The following is a 15,602-nucleotide window of genomic DNA, read 5'->3' as shown; positions in this document are numbered from 1 at the left end:
AGCAAGCCGTGGTCGCCCGCACCGGCCAGCGCTTCATCGACGGCCAGACCTCGGACGAGGCGGTTTTCAAGTATCTGATGAACAACGCCATCGCCAGCAAGGACGCGTTGAACCTCAGCCTCGGCGTCACCCTCACCGCACAACAGGTCGCGGCACTGACCCACGACATCGTCTGGCTCGAAGAGCACGAAGTGAACGGCGAAAAAGTCCTGGTGCCGGTGCTGTACCTGGCCAACGCCAACAACCGCCTGGCCGCCAACGGCGCGTTGATCCAGGGCAGCGACGTGACCCTGATCGCGGGCAAAGACCTGAACAACGCCGGCACCCTGCGCGCCAGCCAGAACCTGGAGGCAACGGCCAAAAAAGACCTGGTCAGCAGCGGGCTGGTGGAGGCTGGGGAGCGGTTGAACTTGCTCGCCACCAATAACCTGACCAACAAGGCGGGGGGCATCATTGCCGGGCGGGACGTAACGCTCAGCGCCACGAACGGCGACGTCGTCAACGAGCGCACAGTGACCTCCCACGACAGTAGCGTCGGCGACTACAGCCACGCGCGCGACTTCGTGGACAGCGCCGCCCGCATCGAGGCCGCCAACAAACTGGTGATCAACGCCGGGCGCGACGTTCTCAATACCGGTGGTGTGTTGAAAAGCGGTGGCGACATGGCCATCAATGCCAAGCGCGACGTCAGCATCACCGCCGTGGAAGAACGCCACTCCGACAGCCGTACCGACTTCCTCGACTCAACCCTCACCCAGCACGGCGCCAGCGTCAGTGCGGGCGGTGACCTGACCGTCAATGCCGGCGGCGACGTAACCGTGGTGGCGAGCAAGCTCGACGCCAAAGGCGACGTGACGATGGACGCCAAGGGCGACCTGCTGTTCGCCACCGCCGCCGACGAACAGCACAGCTACTTCAAGGACAAAAAGGAAACCCGCCAGGAAGACCACGTCAGTCAGATCGGCACCTCACTGGATGCAGGCGGCAAACTCACCCTCAAGTCCGGCAAGGACATGACCCTGATCGCCAGCGACATCAGCGCCGGCAAAGAAGCCTACCTGCATGCCGACGGCGACCTGCAACTGCTGGCCGCACAGGACCGTGATTACTCGCTGTATGACATGGAAAAAAGTGGCAGCTGGGGCAGTAAAAAGACCCAGCACGATGAGGTGACGCAGGTCACCCACATCGGTACGCAGATTAAGTCCGGTGGCGACTTGACGTTGTCCAGTGGTGGGGATCAGCGCTATCAGGTGGCGAAGCTGGAGAGTGGCAAGGACATCACGCTGGACAGTGGTGGGGCGATCATTTTTGAAGGGGTGAAGGACCTGCATGACGAAAGCCATACCAAGAGTGATGGCGACGCCTTCTGGACCTCATCGAAAGGCAAGGGCAATACCGACGAGACACTGCGCCAGACCCAGATGATTGCTAAAGGCAACATCGTGATTAAGGCTGTGGATGGCCTGAAAATCGACATCAAACAGGTCGATCAGCAAAGCGTCAGTCAGACCATTGATGCGATGGTCCAGGCCGATCCGCAACTGGCTTGGCTGAAGCAAGCCGAAGCTCGGGGCGATGTCGATTGGCAGTTGGTCAAGGAAATCCACGAGTCGTTCAAGTACGAGAACTCGGGGCTTGGTCCGGCTTCTCAGATAATCATTGCGATTGTCATGGCGGCCATTGTCGGCCCTGCTGCACTGACGGCTTTTGCCAGTATGGGGACCGTTGGGGCCGCAGGTCTTGCTGCGGTGGCTACGGGTGCTGCGACAAATGCGACGACCAGTTTTATCAACAATGGAGGGAATCTTGGTGCTGTATTCAAGGATGTGACGTCCTCGGATGCGCTAAAAGGCTATGTGATTTCAGGTGTGACGGCGGGTTTCACGGCCGCTTACATCAATGATTTGACTGGGACGACTACAAACTCCTTCACTGGCAAAGTCACTGGCCCCCCACTGAACACCTGGACGGGCGTCGGTCAGTTTGCTTCAAGCCAAGTGCTGCAAGGTGGGACTTCAGCACTGCTGGGCAAGGCGTTGGGGCAGGACGTCAGTGTCAGTGATGTATTGAAAACAGCTCTGTTCAATACATTGGCGGCAGCCAGTTTCAACGCGGTCGGTGACTATACGAAAGCCTATGCCGACGGATCTGTTCAGAAAATCGCGATACACGCGATGGTCGGTGGGTTGCTTTCAGAAATATCGGGTGGTGATTTTACAACGGGCGCCTTGRCAGCAGGTGCGAATGAAGCCCTCATCGTAGACCTGAATAAATTGGTTGCTGGCGACCCTGATTTGCGTTCCATGGCATCTCAGATCGTCGGGGTACTGGCGGCGTCGACTCAAGGGGGGAATGCAGAAACGCTGCAAAGTGGGGCATGGGTTGCCAACAATGCTACGCAGTACAATTTTGAAATTCACATGCCGCCAGGTTTGACGGAGTATGGACAAGCAGCAACGTCCCTCACGGAATTCATGCGGCAAAATAAAGCCTCAGCAGAAGAAATTGCCCAAACGCAATTGGCACTGGCTCAAGGGCAAGGTTTTGATGGCGTCCTGCCTGCAAACGAGTTCGTCAAGGCGTGGGGCGCCTTCACTGCGGGAGAGCTTTCCGGATTAGGGTTGGCTGCGTTACTAGGGAAGGCGGGGTCGTGGTTTGCAAAAGAGTCAGTTATAGTTGGTGCAAAAGCTACTGCTACTCCACGCACTCCACTAGCTGGTCCTACTGAAAACTGGAAAACCTTTGTTAGTGCTGAAAAGCAGATTCAACTGGAAGCAGGTGCTGGGCAGCGTGTAGATCAAGTTATCAATGAAACTCTATCTGGTAAGAAAAATTTCACGAGCTCTATGACGCTCACAACCGATGAGGCCCTATCAGCAGGGCAAAAATATCTCGGCCCCGAGTACAGGGAAATCGGTAAGCCCGGCTCTGGGGTGTTTCACAGCGCTGATGGCGCCAAGGAGTTCCGTATCGACTCAGGATCTATATCAGGAGCACACGCCCCGGGAGTTCCGCATGTACATTTCGGAGTTAAAGACCCTGTGACTGGAAAATATATTTCTAACAATCATGTTCCCTATGCGGACTAGGATATGGATATGTCTATCGTTGGGAAGGGTATTGTTGTCACTGGCGAATATTCTGGGTGGGAAATTGTTGTTGCGGACGACCGTGATGGCGACACTGGCGGGTATTATCTTTACTTGAAGAAAAGTGATATTGAAGGGTTTGACTACTGGTTCGAGAATGAGGCAGGGCTTCAGGCTCAGCTAGTTGATTTTGAGGTGGAGTGGATAGTTCAGTAAGTTTAATCAGCATGGCTTTTAATTTGCCTTCGGTGCAAAGGGCGTTCCTGCTATTGCTGAGTCAGGAGCGAGCAGCGCGGCTAATGCTGCTAGACTTAAATTACAGATCAAGAAAAAGGATCAGAAAAAGGGACAGATCTATTTGCTTGCCATGTCCCATAAAGATCAGAAGGTGTAAACCTTATTCAGGGCGGGACAAACCAGAAAAATAGATCTGTCCCCTTTTTTCACTTAATTGATAACTATGCTGGTGAAGCAGCTAAGTTTGAGATACCAACCAAAGGACCTGGTGGCGAGGTGGTGAGAGTGTCCGAGTTAAGACAAGTCGAAGGCAGCAATAACGGAGTTGGTGGAGTTTTTGAATGGATTGTTGATGAAGGCAACGTGACTCATCGACGTTTTATCCCCGGCGGTCAAGTAACTGGCCTGCCCAACCAGATTCCGAAAAAATAAGGAGGAAGTAATGTCTCCACTTGGTGTATTGATTAGTTTGGGTTTGGATTGTTGGTCAACCATTTTTTTGGGATTTAGAAAGCGCTGGATAAGGCGAGAAGATATTTTTGAATATGCCATGAGTCAGCTTTTAAACGGTTGCGAAAGCGAAAGTGTCGCCATCATTGCTGGAGGTGAATACTTAAGCGATGAAGAGCTTCTTGAGGTTATCTCAAAACAAACGGAGATGACGAATTATGTTGCCGAAATGGATAAGTGGCGTTTAGCTTTCCTGCTTTGTATTGAAGCGTCGAATGATAATGACGAAAATAAAATAAATAGGCTTCAGGAAGTCTATGCGGACTTTGATTATCCGGAAGATATGGCTTCTTGCAGTATTTACTCTCAAGATGGTGTTGACCCGCTTGTAGCCATGAGCCAAGTTGTGAAAAAACTAAGAGAGAGTTTTTGCCCCGATAATTTGATGGTGCAAAAAGATGGTCACGGAAAAGGGGAGGGATTGGCCAGGAAATAAATCTGTCCCCTTTTTCACTTTTTCACCGACAGGTGCAGAATTGAAGCGTTGGGAATAATGTACTCACAAGCCGACCTTGCTTTAGATTTAGAAAAGGCACTGGTTAATGGTTTCGATGTCTTTAGGATTTCTAAAGTGGCATTTGAAATCTATCAAAACCATGGCTTAGAAGTCACTGCCCTCATGGATCGAGCACTCCTCACATTGATGGCAATGGAGGAAGGTGAGGAATTTGAGTTGACTGAGTCTGAGCTTTTGGCTCTGATTTCAGAGATTAAAGCTATGTAGATTGTGCAAAAGAAGTGCCGAACTCGGTTTTGACTCAGAGAAAAGTAGATAAAAGGGGACGAATTTATTTATTGCCTGTGCCCAGAAAATAAATCTCTCCCTGAAAAATCTCCGATTTTTCGTACGACAAATCAAAGAACCGAGACTGTCAGGTTTTTTGTATGAACCATATAAAACGGGCGACCTACAGGTCGCCCGTTTTCATTCACTCCGCAGGCTGCGCCCGCAACCGCCGGCCAATCACATCCATCAAATCACAGCCATCGCGCAACGGAATGGCCAGCAGTTTGGAAAAGTCTGAAAGCACTACCGTGTCGCAACCAATCTCGGCACGAAAGGCGATGTTCTCCAATACCTGGGTAACCGTGCGAATGCGGTAATCCGCCATCGCCTGTAGCACGTCGAGTGGCGCTTGGGTGTCGATGAGCAGAGAAGCCGGGATCAGGTCGATTCCGGTGAGGGGCATGTATCTATCCATAGTTGAAGCCTCGTTTAGTTTGCTGAGACTGCCAGCAGATCGTCGCCAAACGAAATGGGGTGGCAGCTGTACGCAGGTTGGCGAACCGGAAACGAGTAACCGGCAGACCCGAAGGTCTCCCGCGCACAACTGCCATAAAAACAGTTTTGCGGATGCGAAGGCGCCTGCAAATAAGCAGACAGCTCTCGCACTCGTTCGTCAGGTCGCCAAACCCGGTCGCCATGTTGACGACGGGCGGACTATAAGCTTCATCGTTCCAGCGGTGCAAGGTGCCTGATTCCGAGGTTGGTGTAGGACCTTTACGATCAACCGTGTCCAAGGTCTGCCCAGCAACGCCGGCAAATCCCAGCCGCACAAATACCTGATCGAAACCAACCCGGTCCTCACCGACCTCAAGCAATTCATGAGCTCGGACTACCTGCTCCAAGGCTTGGGTTACAACCCTGATCAAAGCGCCAAGCGCCTGGGCGATGGCCTCTTCGAACAGAAAMTGATCCAGCAAGCCGTGGTCGCCCGCACCGGCCARCGCTTCATCGACGGCCAGACCTCGGACGAGGCGGTTTTCAAGTATCTGATGAACAACGCCATCGCCAGCAAGGACGCGTTGAACCTCAGCCTCGGCGTCACCCTCACCGCACAACAGGTCGCGGCMCTGACCCACGAYATCGTCTGGCTCGAAGAGCACGAAGTGAATGGCGAAAAAGTCCTGGTGCCGGTGCTGTACCTGGCCAACGCCAACAACCGCCTCGCCGCCAACGGCGCGTTGATCCAGGGCAGCGACGTGACCCTGATCGCGGGCAAAGACCTGAACAACGCCGGTACCCTGCGCGCCAGCCAGAATCTGGAAGCGACTGCCAAAAAAGACCTGGTCAGCAGCGGGTTGGTGGAGGTGGGGGAACGGTTGGACTTGCTCGCCACCAATAACCTGACCAACAAGGCGGGGGGCATCAAGCTCCCACAGGGGATTGGTGGCGTATGCAAATCCAATGTCGGAGCGAGCCTGCTCGCGATGGGCGCAACTCGGTGTTGTGATCTAGCCACCATGGCAGCAGGCAGCTGCGGCTTTGTCTTCGTAGCGGTCGTGATGCCGCACCCATTCCATGATCTCTTCTTCATTGCGGCCCTTGGGCGTGAGGTCGAGGTAGTTGTAGGCGCCGACCAGCAGGTCCAGGCCTCGGGCATAGGTGGAATAGGTGTGGAAAATATCGCCGGCTTCATTGCGATAAAACACGCTCAAGCCTGGGAGTTCTTCTTCGGCGCCGTCAGTTTTTTCGTAGTTGTAGGTAGCTTTGCCAGCCGCCACCTCTTCGGCTCGGGCGGTGACGCCAAAGTCGTAGTTGAAATCGCAACCCTCTGACGACACCCAGTCGAATTTCCAGCCCATGCGCCGTTTGAAGGCCTGAAATTCGGCGAAGGGGGCGTGGGAAACCGCCACGACGGCGATGTCATGGTGCGCCAAGTGTTGGTTGGCGCCGTCGATGTGGTCAGACAGGAACGAGCAGCCGGGACAGCCTTCGTCCCATCCGTCGGCGAACATGAAGTGGTAGATGACTAATTGACTGCGGCCGCCAAACAGGTTGGCCAGTTTCAGTTCGCCGTGGGGGCCTTGAAAGTGGTAATCCTTGTCGATTTTCACCCAGGGCAAGGCGCGGCGTTCGGCGCTGAGTTTGTCGCGTTCCTTGGTGAAGGCTTTTTCGTGGGCCAGGTGTTGTTTGCGCGCGGCGAGCCATTCTTCGCGGGACACGACGGGGTGATTCTGAATGTTCATTGGCTTTTCTCCTGCGGGGGGCGGGGAGGTGACTTACACAGCCTAGTCGTTTGGCCTGCGCCCGATTCGACATACCGCCGGTCGGTGCTGTTCAAGACCTCGGCTGAACGGCTGCGCGCGGCACCGGTCACAACCTAAGAAGGCCCTTTGAATCACGCGGTCCGGAGGTTGAATCAGGATGACGACTTATAACTGGGATTTGATTGAACGCTTGCTGCACGAAGTGCAGAACGGCGCCAGCAGTTTCACGCCGCGGCCCTATGCCGAGCAGTACGTGGCACAAAAAACGGCGGAGGGCGAACAGACGGAAAACCTGGATCACCTGAAAGCGGTGGCGGGCGAGTACGAAAAGTTACTTCTGCTACGAGGCTACATCGAGCCTCGGCCTGAGGAGCAGGGCGGCACCGGTTCGAATTACATCTTGACCCCGCGCGGCTCCAGCTTATTAAGCCTGATCGACAGCAGCATTCCGGGCAATGACCATCCGCGGCAGGTGCTGGATGAGCAGGACGATGCGCTGGATGAATTGACGTTTGATCACGTCGCGTCTAAAGCGCAGATTGCCTGAAGACAGCGCATAACCCTGTGGGAGCGAGCTTGCTCGCGATTGCGGTGTGTCAGTACTATGAGGTGACTGATGTACCGCAATCGCGAGCAAGCTCGCTCCCACAGGGTGGGGTTAAGTTTGTTTGGCGGCCTTCAGGCACTTGAGGTCGTTGAAGTCTTTCCTCACACCTTCAATCTTTTTCAATAACCGCTGACGCTGGGTCGGTGTGCTCTCGGCCATCAGATCCACGATCAATCCCCGCGCCTGGGCTTCGGTATTGGCGTAGGCCTGACGATAAGCCGGCGTCCACAAGCTCTCGCGATTGACCAGAAGCGTCTCGACTCGCTGTGGGAAATCCGCACTATGGCGCTGGGCAACGGCTGCGCTGAACTGCGTCTGCCAATGTGCGCGGTTGGCGATCCATTGCGTGTTCTGATCACCCAGGGCTTTCGACCAGGTGAGCACCCGTTGTTGCTGGGTGGGGCTCAGCGGACCAAGCCAGTCATCCAGACGCTTCTCCATACGGGCGGCACGCTGCTTGATCTGCTGATCCAGGGACGGTTTGAGGTATTCCTCTTGGCGTTTGCGCTGATCCTTGGCAAAGGCATCGTTCATTTCCGCGACTTGTTTGTCATCCAGCCCCTGCAACAACTCGATGGCCGACGGGGTGATTTCCCGGGCGGTCTGGGCGATGGCGGCTTTGGCTTCCTGCGTGCGGGCTTGCAGAGCTGCGTCGGTGACCTGGTTGGTTTCGACCATGGTCTGCAAGCGGTCCAGCCAATCCAGGTAGCCCGGCAGTTGCGTGGTGCAGTGCCAGCTCAGGTGTTCCTTGAGGCGCTCGTTGAACCAGCCTTTTTGCTCGCTGTTCATGTCCAGGTAGTCGTTGAGCGTCCACGGAATGATCACGTCGAGATTGCGGTAGGCCAGGCCCATTCGGCTGCACGCGCCGAGGGCGAGGACCAGGATGATCAACGTGGCGAAACGAACTGGCCAGTACGACATGGGCGGATCCTTGCGAATGCGTAGTTCTCATGTGAACGCTGGATGAGCCTGGCCGTTCAGCCGCTCAATAAAACGCGTGTTCGGCCTTGAGGGTGACCAGCCCGTCGCATTGGCTGTTGTGCCCGGAATAGGCCGAGCACTGGCTGCCGCTGAGGTTAGAGTCACTGTAGATCAGGTCCAGGTCGATGCCCATGAACGGCCGCGAAAGTTGCACCGACCAGTCGGTAAAACTGCCGACATACCCACCGTCGACCGTCACTGGTGTGTAGAGCTGGTGGGTGGTGTATTTCATGCTGATCCCGATGCCGAACGGTTGGTTGCCTCTGAGGTCGGCAAACAACGTTTGGTTCAGTTTGTCGGGGTCGTTGCTGAAGGCCGCCCCAAAGCGACTGCCGAGCAGGGTCAGGCCGCCGAAGAGTTCCTGGCTGTCGAGGGTGTCCACTTTCGGATAGCTGTAGTGGATCATGCCGACTTCGTAGCCGAGGGTTTGATCGAAGGGTTGTTTAAACCCGACGTAGGATTCGACTTCAAGGTTCTTGCCCGGGCTTAACCCCATGCTCGGTGCCCATTGGCCGACGTAAAAACCACTGTCGTGCGTCAGGTCGAGGCCACCATGGAATGAGCCGGAGCTGGATGGTTTGACCAACCCTTGGGCCATGCTGCGGCTGGGCGTGGTGCCGAGCTTGAGGTCGAAATCGCCCAGTTCACGCTGAAAGATTTGTGCATTGGCGAGCGAACTCGACAACAGGAGACTGAGTAATAAATAAGAGGGTTTGAGCATGCGTCACTCCATTGACAGCGAGGAGCAGGAATCGAAAACCTACCGAAACGCTTGTTCTAGACGTGTGCAAGGATACCGGCGAATGCTCGGCATGGTGGGCCGTTCGTCGATTTTTGGAAGGATGGGAGTATCGGGGTGTTGCGGGAGGGTTCCAGTCCAAGCGCTTCGAAGCTCAAAGCGCCTATGGACCAGTTGCTGCGGGGGTGTTACTTCTTGCCCAAAGTGATCTGCTTGGACGGGCCGAACGTCTGGCCGCTGACGCCTTTGGCAATTTGCTGAATTTCACCGCCGGACTTGAGGAACGCAGCGATCTGGCTGTTGATCGATTCGCTGGTTTCAACGGCTGGAGCTGGCTTTGCTTTGCTGTTGGATGCTTTTACACGCATGGCGGCCATTAACCTGTAGAAAATTAACTTGGCCAGGCATCGTACAGGAAATACTTGACAATTGCTTGGCTAATATCCCCTCGAAATACACATCGCAAGGCCGGAATTTATCCCGGGCGGTGATCTGTAATAGGTCTATAACCCGCTGTTTTAACTAAGAACTTCTGCTCAAAAGAGGCCGTTCCTGGAGGGGGCTTGGAGAGGGCAAAATTACCCTGTCGGGCTGACGAGCGGCACGCCCATCGGGGCAACCCCCCAGGAAAATCAAAGCTCGCAGAGTATTTTCTTTCGCCACCGGGCCGGCCACCGAACGTCGCCCGCAAAACCGGGTAGAATGCCGCCCACGTAATGAGGGTATTTGAAATGGCTTTAGTCGGGCGTTACAACAGTTTGCAAGTGGTTAAACACACTAACTTCGGTTTATATCTTGACGGTGGGGCGGATGGCGAAATCCTTTTGCCTAATCGTTATATTCCCAAAGATATTCCAAGCGAAGATGAAGACTGGCTCAACGTTTTTATTTATCTGGACAGCGATGACAAACTCATTGCAACTACGGAAAAGCCGAAAGTTCAGGTCGGTGAATTCGCCAGTTTGAAAGTCGTTGAAGTCAACAGCATCGGCGTTTTCCTGGATTGGGGTTTGCCGAAGGATCTGCTGCTGCCGTACTCCGAGGAAAAACGTCAGATGACCGCCGGTGAGTATGTGGTGGTGCATGTCTACCTCGACAAGCACACCCGTCGCATCACCGCGACCGCGCGTCTGGATCGCTACCTGGACAAGACCCCGGCCAACTACACCCCGGGCCAGGAAGTTGATTTGCTGGTGGCCGAAGCGACCGACATGGGCTTCAAGGCAATCATCAACAACAAGCACTGGGGCCTGATCCACAAGAACGAAATCTTCAAGTTCATGCGTGCCGGCAAAGAAGAGAAGGGCTTTATCAAAGAAGTCCGTGCCGACGGCAAGATCAGCCTGAGCCTGCAACCGGTGGGTGAAGAAGCTGCGACCAGTCTCAACTCGAAGATCCTGGCCAAGTTGCGTGAAAACAACGGCAGCCTGCCCGTCAGCGACAAAAGCGATCCAACGGTGATCAGCAGCATGTTTGGCGTCAGCAAAGGCAACTTCAAAAAGGCCATCGGTGCGTTGTACAAGAATGGCCAGATCGTGATTCACGCGGATCGCATTGAACTAAGCTGACCCCGCACCGCCCGTCCTGCCCGTAGCAGCTGTCGAGCCCCAGCGAGGCTGCGTCCGGCTGCGAAGCGGCCGTAATTTCAGACGATGCGGTGTTTCAGAAAGTCCGCGTGTACAGGATTTACGACTGCTACGCAGCCGGACGCAGCCGGACGCAGCCTCGCTGGGGCTCGACAGCTGCTACAGGGGGTCAGCGCCGGGCTTTCGTATTCTACTGCCGAGTTTCTGCCATGGATTGTGTTGTCGAGGTGTCACGGTGAGCGCCAGCCGGCGTAGCGCCGACGGGTTTGCCCTGCAGGTGATGATCGGGTTGTGCCTGATCTGGGGCGTGCAGCAGGTGATGATCAAGTGGGCGGCACCCGACATCGCGCCAGTCATGCAGGCGGCGGGGCGGTCAGGCATTTCCGCATTGCTCGTAGGATTGCTGATCTGCTGGAAGGGCGGCTGGGATCAGGTCGGCACGACCTGGCGCGGTGGTTTGCTGGCCGGTGTGCTGTTTGGTCTGGAGTTCTTCTTCATCTCCGAAGGTTTGCAACTGACCACGGCGGCGCACATGTCGGTGTTCCTTTACACCGCACCGATTTTCACCGCGCTGGGCGTTCACTGGTTGTTACCCAGTGAACGTTTAAGGCCTGTGCAGTGGCTGGGGATTTTCCTCGCCTTCGTCGGAATCGCCATCGCGTTTGCCGGTGGTGTGTCCTGGGACAACCTTGATCACCGCATGTTGATGGGCGATGCGCTGGGCGTACTGGCCGGCGCAGCGTGGGGCGCAACCACGGTGGTGGTGCGCGCTTCGCGGCTGTCGGAAGCGCCGGTGACGCTCACCTTGTTCTATCAATTGATCGTCGGTTTTGTTGGCCTGATCCTGATCGCCATCCTGAGTGGTCAGGTTACTCACGTCAGCCTGACCCCCGTGGCGGTGGCCAGTGTGTTGTTCCAGGGACTGGTGGTGTCGTTCTTCAGCTACTTGACCTGGTTCTGGCTGTTGCGGCGTTATCTGGCGGCGAACCTGGCGGTGTTTTCGTTCATGACGCCGCTGTTCGGCGTCACGTTCGGTGTGGTGTTGCTGGGTGAAGAGCTGAGCCTCAATTTCGTCATTGGCGCGGTGCTGGTGCTGCTCGGCATCACGTTTGTCAGCGCTGAGCAGTGGGTGCGCCGTCGGTTGCGCAAAGCCCTTGGGCAGCACTGACCGGACGCAGTAACAATCCCCCCGCAACGACCAGCCCGGCACCGGCGAACACCAGCGCTGGCTGCAAACCCCCGCTGAAATGGCTGCTGAGCGCGGCCAGCAAAGGCCCGGCGAGTTGACCGACGGCGAAGCACGCGGTCAGCATCCCGGCGTTGCGCTGGGTGGCATGGGGGGCCAGTTCGCGGGAGCGTTGCATCACCAGTTGCATGCAGGCCAGGAACGGCGTGCCGCACAGCAACACGCCCAGCGCCAACCCCGCACCGCTGCCCAACAGGCAAGCGAAGACCCCGACAGCTTGCAGCCACAAAGTGATCATCAGCCAGTGGCGGGTGCCATTCATGGATTGTCGACGCAGGCTCACCAGCACTACGCCGACCGCCGACGCCAGGCCGAAGCATGGCCAGAACAGGTCAGCCTGCCATTGCCCATGAAACTGCGCGTTGGCCATTTGTGAGAGGAAAGTGGCGGGGATGATGTAGCCCAGACCGTACAAGCCATAAATCAGGCCCAATCGAGCGATACCCTGATTGCCAGAAGGGGCCGGGTTTTGCACCGTGCTCACGGTGGGCGCAGGTTGTGGAAGGAACGGCAGAATCCCCAGCAGCATCACCAGCGCAACACCGGCATACACCAGCCATAACGTGGCGGAAGTCTGCTGCATCAAGTTCGACCCCAAGGCCAATAAACCCGTGAGAAAAATCCCCAGACCCGGTCCGGCAAATACCAGGGCGCCCAATCGTGGACGCCCGGCCGCTGCCGCCAATGGCTGGCTCAGCGCGGTGATCATGACCAACACCCAGGCGCTGGCCACGCCGGTGCCGAAGCGCAGCAGCAAATGCGACCAGAACCCGTTGGCCCAGAACGACGCCAGGGTCAGCAGCACACAGAGCCACAACCCTCCCAGCAGACGCTGACGGACTTGCGTCGGCCGGCGGGAGAACATGGCATCCAGCGCGCCGAGGAAGTAGCCAAGGTAATTGGCTGCGGCGATCAGCCCGGCCGCGGTCAAGTCGATCTGACCTTCGCTGAGTAAGTGCGGCATTTGCGGGGTGAGGGCAAAGCGCCCGATGCCCATGGCCATCATCAGGGCGATAAAACTGGCGGACAAGCGAATCAGAGGGGACATAGCCTGAGTTCCAATCGGAGATCAATGACCGTCAGGCTAGGGCTGTTTGACTTTCTTTAAAAATGAATAATAGTGAGCAACTTGTTCTGTATTGGAGAATATCGTGGAATTCAGCCAACTGAGGATCTTCCAGGCCGTGGCACAGGAGGGTTCGATTACCCGTGCCGCCGAACGTATGAACCGGGTGCCGTCCAACCTGTCGACGCGGCTTAAACAGCTTGAGGAGCAACTCGGCGTAGAACTCTTCCTCCGCGAGCGTCAGCGTTTGCAGTTGTCGCCTGCGGGAAAAGTCCTGCTGGACTACACCGCCAAGCTGTTCAACCTGCACGACGAAGCCCAGGCGGCAGTGCAAGGCGGGCAACCGGCGGGGGACTTCGTGCTTGGCACCATGTACAGCACGGCGGCGATTCATCTGCCGCCATTGTTGGCGCGTTACCACCGCACCTACCCGGCGGTAAACCTGCAAGTGCAATCCGGGCCGAGCGGCGAACTGCTTGAAGGCTTGCTGACCGGCAGGCTTGACGCAGCGCTGGTGGATGGCCCGCTGGAGCTTGCTGGGCTGGACGGTGTGCCCTTGTGCGACGAACGGCTGGTGCTGATCACAGAGGCCGATCACCCGCCGGTGCACAGTGCGCTGGATGTGGAAGGGCGCTCGGTGTTCACCTTTCGCCAGGGCTGTTCCTACCGGATGCGCCTGGAGGCCTGGTTCGCGCATGACCGTGCCGCCATGGGCCGGGCGATGGAGATCGAATCCTATCCGGGCATGCTTGCCTGCGTGATTGCCGGCTCGGGCGTGGCGTTGATGTCCGAATCGATGCTCGCCAGCCTGCCGGGCCGTGAAAGCGTCGCGGTGCATCCGCTGGCCGAGCCGTTCGCCCGTGCGACGACGTGGCTGATGTGGCGCAAGGGGATGGTCGGGGCCAACTTGAACGCGTGGATCGAGCAGCAGCAGACGGTCTATCCGTTGGCGCCGGTTCCAGCGCAGGCGCTGGCTTGAACGATCGGTCAGGTATTCTGTTCAATTCAGTAACAGATCATTGCTACTTTTGATGAGCATTGCGTAGGACTTCGGACTATTATCAGTGCGAAGCGGCCTCAGAATTCCGGTCGCTCGGCACTACCCTGAAGGGGGCACCATGAAAGAGAAAATCCAAAACTGGCTGCATGACCTGGGTGTCGCACTTGGTTTGATCGAACCGCCTCTGCAACCTGTGCCCATCCGTACGGACGACGAACAGCGCCGACGCCAGCCACGCCGCCGGTAATGGCGATGCGGCCGGTGTAGCAGCTGTCGAGCCTGCGAGGCTGCGTTCGGCTGCGCAGCAGTCGCAATCCCTGCACGCAGGATCTGAACCCACCGACGGCTTCGTCTGAATGTGGCTTGCGCCGAACGCAGCCTCGCGGTGCTCGGCAGCTGCTACAGGGTTCAGATGCGTTCCTGAGACCGGGCACACTCAATGCCGCCCGATCTCAATCAAAAACCGGCTCAAGTCATTCGCCGTCCTGGCGGTCTTGAGCATCTGGTCTTCCTCGGCGGTAAACGCCGTCAACCCCAGCTCATCTTCCAGATGGAAGATCAGATCTTCGATATCCGCTTTATCCAGACCCAATTGCGCCAGACTGGCGTTGTCGTCGAAGTCTTGCCGACCTTCCAGTAACCGGCTGATGAATTGGTGAACGGCGGCACGCACGACGGCTCTTTTCATGGAAATTCTTCAAGGGCGTTATTGTTRTTTTCCCTGCGCATGAGTACAGCAGGCTTCAGCCGTGCAAGCGCTGCCACTCGTCAATCATCGTGCGCAAATGTTCCCCGGAAAAACTGCCGAAATGCCCGCCATGCACGGTACGGATCGGCAACGCGCGCAAGCGTTGCAGGCTGCGGGCATAGTCGTCGAGGTTGGAGTGGTAGGCGTCTTCGATCAGCGGCCCGTCGTAAATGATGTCGCCGCTGAACAGCGTCTCGGTCGCCGCTTCGTAGAGGCTGATGCCGCCCGGTGAATGCCCCGGTGTGTGCAGCACTTGCAGCACGCGATCCCCCAGATCCAGCACATCGCCTTCTTCAATCATGCCCGTGGCCGGCGCGGCTTTGACCCGGTATTCGGCGTAGCACAACGGGCAATCGGGGTGGGCTTCGAACATGTCATCGCCGACAAAGGCTTTGCTCAAATCGTTGTCGCCGTCCGGCGCGGCGAGAATGTCCGCTTCAGCCGGGTGCACCAGCCGTTCAGGGAATTCGTGATGCCCGGCGATGTGGTCGAAATGGCAATGACTGGCCACCGCCACCAACGGCCGCTCGGTGATCCACGGCAGTTGCTCGCGCAGGCTGACCAGTCCGGAGCCGCTGTCCAGCAGCAGATCCTTGTCACGCCCCTGAATGTGCCAGAGGTTGCAGCGGTAGAAAGGGCGGATGTAAGGCTCGTGAATCAGGCGGATGCCATCGCTGAGCTGTTTCACCTCGAACCACTGATCGCGGCTGACGATCTTCATAAGCAGTTTTCTCCAGACGAAAAAAAACGGGTGTGGCAACCGACGCCACACCCGTCGAAGAAAGCATCAAGTCGTTAT

The 15,602-nt window shown here is 56.8% G+C and carries 18 protein-coding genes and 1 pseudogene; 11 read left to right on the top strand and 8 right to left on the bottom strand.

Features of this window, described 5'->3' with window-relative positions:
• The 5 genes from AC1D2P_RS24640 to AC1D2P_RS24620 form a co-directional block, all read left to right on the top strand.
• Positions 1-3,092, top strand: a 3,092-nt coding sequence (locus AC1D2P_RS24640) for a DUF637 domain-containing protein (RefSeq protein ID WP_477811633.1), incomplete at its 5' end; no start/stop codon positions are given.
• Positions 3,093-3,095: 3 nt separating this feature from the next.
• On the top strand, positions 3,096-3,308 hold the full coding sequence (locus tag AC1D2P_RS24635) for a hypothetical protein (RefSeq protein WP_223522435.1): 213 nt from the start codon (positions 3,096-3,098) through the stop codon (positions 3,306-3,308).
• A 306-nt stretch (positions 3,309-3,614) separates the two neighbouring features.
• The gene (locus AC1D2P_RS24630; protein ID WP_223522436.1) at positions 3,615-3,761 is read left to right on the top strand and encodes a hypothetical protein; all 147 of its coding nucleotides are present in this window, start codon (positions 3,615-3,617) and stop codon (positions 3,759-3,761) included.
• Positions 3,762-3,771: 10 nt separating this feature from the next.
• A complete protein-coding gene (locus AC1D2P_RS24625) occupies positions 3,772-4,275 on the top strand; it encodes a DUF2247 family protein (RefSeq protein WP_223522437.1) in 504 nt (167 codons plus the stop codon).
• 57 nt (positions 4,276-4,332) lie between these two features.
• Positions 4,333-4,563, top strand: a complete 231-nt coding sequence (locus AC1D2P_RS24620; RefSeq protein ID WP_223522438.1) for a hypothetical protein — start codon at positions 4,333-4,335, stop codon at positions 4,561-4,563.
• A gap of 205 nt (positions 4,564-4,768) precedes the next feature.
• On the opposite strand, the gene AC1D2P_RS24615 is transcribed toward AC1D2P_RS24620, so the two are convergent.
• The gene (locus tag AC1D2P_RS24615; RefSeq protein ID WP_223522439.1) at positions 4,769-5,041 is read right to left on the bottom strand and encodes a hypothetical protein; all 273 of its coding nucleotides are present in this window, start codon (positions 5,039-5,041) and stop codon (positions 4,769-4,771) included.
• Between the two features lie 301 nt (positions 5,042-5,342).
• Between AC1D2P_RS24615 and AC1D2P_RS24610 the strand changes: the two are divergent.
• A pseudogene (locus AC1D2P_RS24610) lies at positions 5,343-5,990 on the top strand (DUF637 domain-containing protein); the annotation flags it as partial.
• A gap of 84 nt (positions 5,991-6,074) precedes the next feature.
• Here the strand turns inward: AC1D2P_RS24610 and AC1D2P_RS24605 are convergent.
• Positions 6,075-6,809 carry a DUF899 domain-containing protein gene (locus tag AC1D2P_RS24605; RefSeq protein WP_477758570.1) on the bottom strand — a complete coding sequence of 245 codons (735 nt, stop codon included), beginning with the start codon at positions 6,807-6,809 and terminating at the stop codon, positions 6,075-6,077.
• A gap of 178 nt (positions 6,810-6,987) precedes the next feature.
• Between AC1D2P_RS24605 and AC1D2P_RS24600 the strand changes: the two genes are divergently transcribed.
• Positions 6,988-7,377, top strand: a complete 390-nt coding sequence (locus AC1D2P_RS24600; protein WP_223522442.1) for a transcriptional regulator — start codon at positions 6,988-6,990, stop codon at positions 7,375-7,377.
• Between the two features lie 111 nt (positions 7,378-7,488).
• On the opposite strand, the gene AC1D2P_RS24595 is transcribed toward AC1D2P_RS24600, so the two are convergent.
• The 3 genes from AC1D2P_RS24595 to AC1D2P_RS24585 all read right to left on the bottom strand — a co-directional run bounded on the left by AC1D2P_RS24595 (position 7,489) and on the right by AC1D2P_RS24585 (position 9,534).
• Positions 7,489-8,358 carry a DUF6279 family lipoprotein gene (locus AC1D2P_RS24595; protein ID WP_477758569.1) on the bottom strand — a complete coding sequence of 290 codons (870 nt, stop codon included), beginning with the start codon at positions 8,356-8,358 and terminating at the stop codon, positions 7,489-7,491.
• Between the two features lie 64 nt (positions 8,359-8,422).
• On the bottom strand, positions 8,423-9,139 hold the full coding sequence (locus AC1D2P_RS24590) for a TorF family putative porin (RefSeq protein ID WP_477758568.1): 717 nt from the start codon (positions 9,137-9,139) through the stop codon (positions 8,423-8,425).
• A gap of 206 nt (positions 9,140-9,345) precedes the next feature.
• Positions 9,346-9,534 carry a hypothetical protein gene (locus AC1D2P_RS24585; protein ID WP_172668627.1) on the bottom strand — a complete coding sequence of 63 codons (189 nt, stop codon included), beginning with the start codon at positions 9,532-9,534 and terminating at the stop codon, positions 9,346-9,348.
• Between the two features lie 354 nt (positions 9,535-9,888).
• Here AC1D2P_RS24585 and AC1D2P_RS24580 point away from each other — a divergent pair, with 354 nt between their 5' ends.
• Positions 9,889-10,725 (top strand): CvfB family protein, encoded by an 837-nt coding sequence (locus tag AC1D2P_RS24580; protein WP_046033354.1) that lies wholly within the window; start codon positions 9,889-9,891, stop codon positions 10,723-10,725.
• Between the two features lie 253 nt (positions 10,726-10,978).
• Positions 10,979-11,911: a DMT family transporter gene (locus tag AC1D2P_RS24575; protein ID WP_046033355.1), complete on the top strand. Its 933-nt coding sequence runs from the start codon at positions 10,979-10,981 to the stop codon at positions 11,909-11,911.
• Here the strand turns inward: AC1D2P_RS24575 and AC1D2P_RS24570 are convergent.
• Entirely contained in the window at positions 11,856-13,037 is a 1,182-nt protein-coding gene (locus tag AC1D2P_RS24570) for an MFS transporter (protein ID WP_109788234.1), read from the bottom strand. The genes AC1D2P_RS24575 and AC1D2P_RS24570 overlap by 56 nt on opposite strands.
• A gap of 103 nt (positions 13,038-13,140) precedes the next feature.
• Here AC1D2P_RS24570 and ptrR point away from each other — a divergent pair, with 103 nt between their 5' ends.
• The gene (gene ptrR / locus AC1D2P_RS24565; RefSeq protein ID WP_223522445.1) at positions 13,141-14,034 is read left to right on the top strand and encodes a putrescine utilization regulator PtrR; all 894 of its coding nucleotides are present in this window, start codon (positions 13,141-13,143) and stop codon (positions 14,032-14,034) included.
• A gap of 139 nt (positions 14,035-14,173) precedes the next feature.
• Positions 14,174-14,302, top strand: coding sequence for a PA1414 family protein (locus AC1D2P_RS24560; protein ID WP_003184145.1), 129 nt, complete (start codon positions 14,174-14,176; stop codon positions 14,300-14,302).
• A gap of 189 nt (positions 14,303-14,491) precedes the next feature.
• Here AC1D2P_RS24560 and AC1D2P_RS24555 read toward each other — a convergent pair whose 3' ends face one another.
• On the bottom strand, positions 14,492-14,743 hold the full coding sequence (locus AC1D2P_RS24555) for a phosphopantetheine-containing protein (protein WP_109788232.1): 252 nt from the start codon (positions 14,741-14,743) through the stop codon (positions 14,492-14,494).
• Positions 14,744-14,798: 55 nt separating this feature from the next.
• Positions 14,799-15,524, bottom strand: a complete 726-nt coding sequence (locus AC1D2P_RS24550; protein WP_046033359.1) for an MBL fold metallo-hydrolase — start codon at positions 15,522-15,524, stop codon at positions 14,799-14,801.
• Positions 15,525-15,602 lie beyond the last annotated feature (78 nt).

Source organism: Pseudomonas sp. P1_F1_2, assembly GCF_056405815.1.
The sequence above is the reverse complement of the archived record's forward strand: the minus strand, read 5'-3'. Positions and strand labels throughout refer to the sequence as shown.